At 69.0% G+C, this 4039-nt stretch carries 4 protein-coding genes and 1 pseudogene; all 5 read left to right on the top strand.

The genetic code is table 11. The features are described 5' to 3' along the window. Positions 1-541, top strand: a 541-nt coding sequence (locus AC1DP0_RS19100) for an oligopeptide/dipeptide ABC transporter ATP-binding protein (protein WP_478087544.1), incomplete at its 5' end; no start/stop codon positions are given. Further along, complete coding sequence (locus tag AC1DP0_RS19095; RefSeq protein WP_478087542.1) at positions 538-1644, top strand: ABC transporter ATP-binding protein; 1107 nt, start codon at positions 538-540, stop codon at positions 1642-1644. The genes AC1DP0_RS19100 and AC1DP0_RS19095, both read left to right, overlap by 4 nt. Then, on the top strand, positions 1641-2657 hold the full coding sequence (locus AC1DP0_RS19090; RefSeq protein WP_478087540.1) for an ABC transporter permease: 1017 nt from the start codon (positions 1641-1643) through the stop codon (positions 2655-2657). Before AC1DP0_RS19095 ends, AC1DP0_RS19090 begins: the two co-directional genes overlap by 4 nt. Positions 2658-2669: 12 nt before the next feature. After that, complete coding sequence (locus AC1DP0_RS19085; RefSeq protein WP_478087538.1) at positions 2670-3629, top strand: ABC transporter permease; 960 nt, start codon at positions 2670-2672, stop codon at positions 3627-3629. 122 nt (positions 3630-3751) lie between these two features. Further along, positions 3752-4039 (top strand): annotated as a pseudogene (locus tag AC1DP0_RS19080) (hypothetical protein); the annotation flags it as partial.

The raw sequence follows: 4039 nt of genomic DNA, 5'->3' as shown, positions 1-4039 counted from the left end.
CCTCCAGGAGGAGTTCGGCACCGCCATCATCCTCATCACCCACGACCTCGGCGTCGTCGCGGAGATGTCCGACGAGGTGGTGGTCATGTACGCCGGGGCGGTGATGGAGCGGGCGCCCCGGCGCACCCTCTTCTACGCCAACCACCATCCCTACAGCGAGGGTCTGCTCGGCTCGCTCCCCGCCCAGGGCGGCGCACGGACGAGGCTCACCCCCATTCTCGGCGCGCCGCCGTCACTCATCGACCTGCCACCGGGATGCCCCTTCGTGGCCCGGTGCCCGTATGCCTTCGATCGCTGCCGGAGCGAGACCCCACCGTTGCGATCGGTGTTCGACGATCCCCAGCACGTCTCCGCCTGCTGGCTCACGCCTGTCCTGTCCGAGCGTGAGGCCCTGCGCGCGCAGCGCTTCGAAGGTGGCCTCGAGCACGTGCAGGTGAGTGCCAAAGCGCCTGAAAGCGACAACACGCCGGAAGGCGAGGCAGCGCCGGAGGGCGAGACCACACCGGAAGGTGAAACCGTGCCTGAGGAGTCCTCGCCATGACCGAAGCACTCCTGCGCGTCGAGGGGCTRACGAAGTCCTTCCCGGTCCGCTCCGGTGGCCTCTGGCGCCGGGACCTGGCCCAGGTGCACGCCGTCGACGACGTGACGCTCGAGATCCAGCCCGGGGAGACCCTCGGCCTGGTCGGCGAGACCGGCTGCGGCAAGTCGACCCTGGCTCGGTGCATGGCCCGGCTCTACGAGGTCACCAGCGGCTCGGTGTGGTTCGACGGCCGTGACATCACCAACCTCGACCGTCGAGAGATGCGCGTCGTCCGCCGGGACGTCCAGATGATCTTCCAGGACCCCTACGGGTCGCTGAACCCCCGCCGCCGGGTCGGCGCCATCATCAGCGACCCGTTCGTCATCCACGGCACCGCAACTCGTCGTGATCTCAAGGCCAAGGTCCAGGACCTCATGGCGACGGTCGGGCTCAACCCCGAGCACTACAACCGCTTCCCTGCCGAGTTCTCCGGCGGCCAGCGTCAGCGCATCGGTGTGGCGCGTGCCCTGGCCCTGCGCCCGAAGCTCGTCATCTGCGACGAGCCGGTGTCGGCGCTCGACGTGTCGATCCAGGCGCAGATCATCAACCTGCTCATCGACCTGCAGGACGAGTTCAACCTCACCTACCTCTTCATCACCCACGACCTCTCGGTCGTGCGCCACGTCAGCGACCGGATCGCCGTGATGTACCTTGCCAAGGTCGTCGAGACCTCCGCGACGCCCGACCTGTTCACCACGACGAGACACCCCTACACACGGGCCCTGCTGTCGGCGCTCCCGGTGCCCGACCCCGACCTGGCCGACAGCCGCGAGCAGATCGTCCTCGTCGGGGACCTGCCGACGCCGACGGACCCGCCGTCCGGGTGCCGGTTCCACACCCGCTGCCCCAAGGCACGTCAGGACTGCGTCTCGACGCAACCGCCGCTGGTCCCGGTCCTCGACGATCCGCCCGACCACTCGACGGCCTGCCTCCACCCGCTGAGCCTCGGTGAGGACCTCTCCCTGGCCCGCCCCGACATCGACGCCTCGGAGAGGGTCGGTGACGCCACCATGTCGCTCGGCGCGGGCGCCACGCCGCCCGAGCCCGGAGGTGAGTCACGATGAGCATCGTCCCCCCGCACGACCCCATGGACCCGACGGCCCCCCGGCTGACCGACCTGGAGCCGGAGGCGGAGGCGCCGGCCTTCCTGACCCCGGAAGCGGCCGAGGAGCTACCCCCGCAGGCTCGTCGCATCGAGGGGCGAAGTCCATGGGTGCTGGCGTGGCAGCGACTGCGGCGGGACCGGGTCGCGATGGTGTCCCTCGTGATCATCGGGCTCATCATCCTGCTCGCGATCTTCGCACCGGTGACGACGGCGCTCACCGGTCACCCACCGAACGAGCAGTACCGCGAGACCGGGCTCTCGGCCGACGGGCTCCCCCTTCCCCCGAACTCGACCTTCTGGCTGGGCACCGACGACCTCGGGCGAGACATCTTCGTGCGCATCGCCTACGGCGCCAGGGTCTCGCTGCTCGTCGGGGTCGCCGCAACGCTCCTGACCGTGATCATCGGCGTCATCGTCGGGCTGGCGGCCGGCTTCCTCGGCGGCGTGGTCGACACCCTGCTCGCGAGGCTCATCGACCTCGTGCTGTCCATCCCGTTCCTGCTCGTCGCCATCGCCCTCGTGTCGATCACCGGCCCCAGCCTGCTCGTGACGGTGCTCGTCATCGGGTTCTTCAGCTGGGCGTCCGTCGCGCGCATCGTCCGCGGCCAGGTCCTGTCCCTGCGCGAGCGGGAGTTCGTCGAGGCGGCGCGCTCGCTCGGCGCCTCGGACCGCCGGATCATGTTCGTCGACATCCTGCCCAACATCCTCGCCCCGATCATCGTCTACGCGTCGCTGCTCATCCCCGTCGTCATCGTCGTGGAGGCGACCCTGTCCTACCTCGGTCTGGGCCTCGCCCCGCCCACCGCCGACTGGGGCGGCATGATCAGCGACGCCCAGAACTACTACACGACGTCGTGGTGGTTCATGGTCTTCCCCGGCGCGGCCCTGCTGCTGACCACCTTGGCCTTCAACCTGTTCGGGGACGGCGTGCGCGACGCCTTCGACCCGCGCAGCGACCGGATCTTCGAGTGAGGGGCTGACCCCATGTTGCGCTTCCTCGTCCGCAGGCTCGCACTCGGGCTGCTCATCATGTGGCTCATCTCGCTCGCCGTCTTCGCGCTCTTCTTCATCGCTCCGAACGACGTGGCCCGGACCCTCGCCGGACGCCAGGCCACCCCGGAGACGGTGGCGCTGATCTCGGCCCGCCTGGGCCTCGACCAGCCGATCTGGAGGCAGTACCTCGACTTCCTCGGCAAGGCCCTGCGCGGTGACCTCGGCTACGACTACTACCACCAGGTACCCGTCACGACGATCATGGCGCAGGCGCTGCCGATCACGCTGAGCCTCGTCGTCGGCGGAGCCATCATCTGGCTCGTCATGGGGGTCTTCAACGGCGTCGTGTCCGCGATCCGGCCCCGGTCGTTCACCGACCGGTCGTTGACGGTGTTCTCGCTCTTCTTCTACTCGATGCCGACGTTCTTCCTCGGACTGCTGCTGCTCTTCTTCCTCTACTACCAGCTCACCGTGGCGGGCTACCCGATCTTCCCGGCGGGCGGCTACGCCCCGCTCAGCGACGGCCTGGGGCCATGGTTGCAGCACCTCATCCTGCCGTGGTTCACCCTGGCGCTCGTCTCGGCCGCCACCTACACCCGCCTCACCCGGGCGTCGATGCTCGAGGTCCTCGGCGAGGACTACGTCCGCACGGCGCGGGCCAAGGGCATCCGCGAGAGCCGCGTGATCACCCGGCACGCGCTCCGCTCGGCCATGACCCCGGTGGTCACCCAGTTCGGCATCGACGTGGGGGCCCTCGTCGGCGGCGTCGTCGTCACCGAGACCGTGTTCAGCCTGCCCGGCCTCGGCAAGACGTCGATCGACGCCATCAACCAGCAGGACCTCCCGGTCATCATCGGGATCGTGCTCTTCGCCTCGTTCGCGGTCGTCGTGGCCAACATCGTCGTCGACATGTTCTATGCCGTCCTCGACCCGCGCGTCCGCCTGCACTGAGCTCCGACCTCCGGCCAGCCGCGACCCCGTCCGGGCGTGGCCTCGGTGGGCGTTCTGGGGCGATGCCTGCCAAACTGGCGAGGTCCACCCCTCCCCAGCCCTCGCCCCTGCATTGGACGGTCATGATCGACAGACCACACTTCAAGTTCTCGCGCCGCGGCTACGAGCCCGAGGAGGTCGACTCCTTCATCGAGTCGCAGAACCGCATCGTTCAGGCCGCCAAGAAGGACGCTGCCGAGCGCAGCGTTGAGCTGACCAAGCTCAACGCTGCCCTGACCGACCTGCGGGCTCAGCTCGGCCAGCAGTCGCGGGTCATGGCGGACCTCAAGAAGAGCTCCTCGGCGCCGGGTCAGGCGTTCACCGACCTCGGTCAACGCCTCGCCCAGATCCTGACGCTCGCCGACCAGGAG

Source organism: Terrabacter sp. P5_B1, from assembly GCF_056400505.1.
The sequence above is the reverse complement of the archived record's forward strand: the minus strand, read 5'-3'. Positions and strand labels throughout refer to the sequence as shown.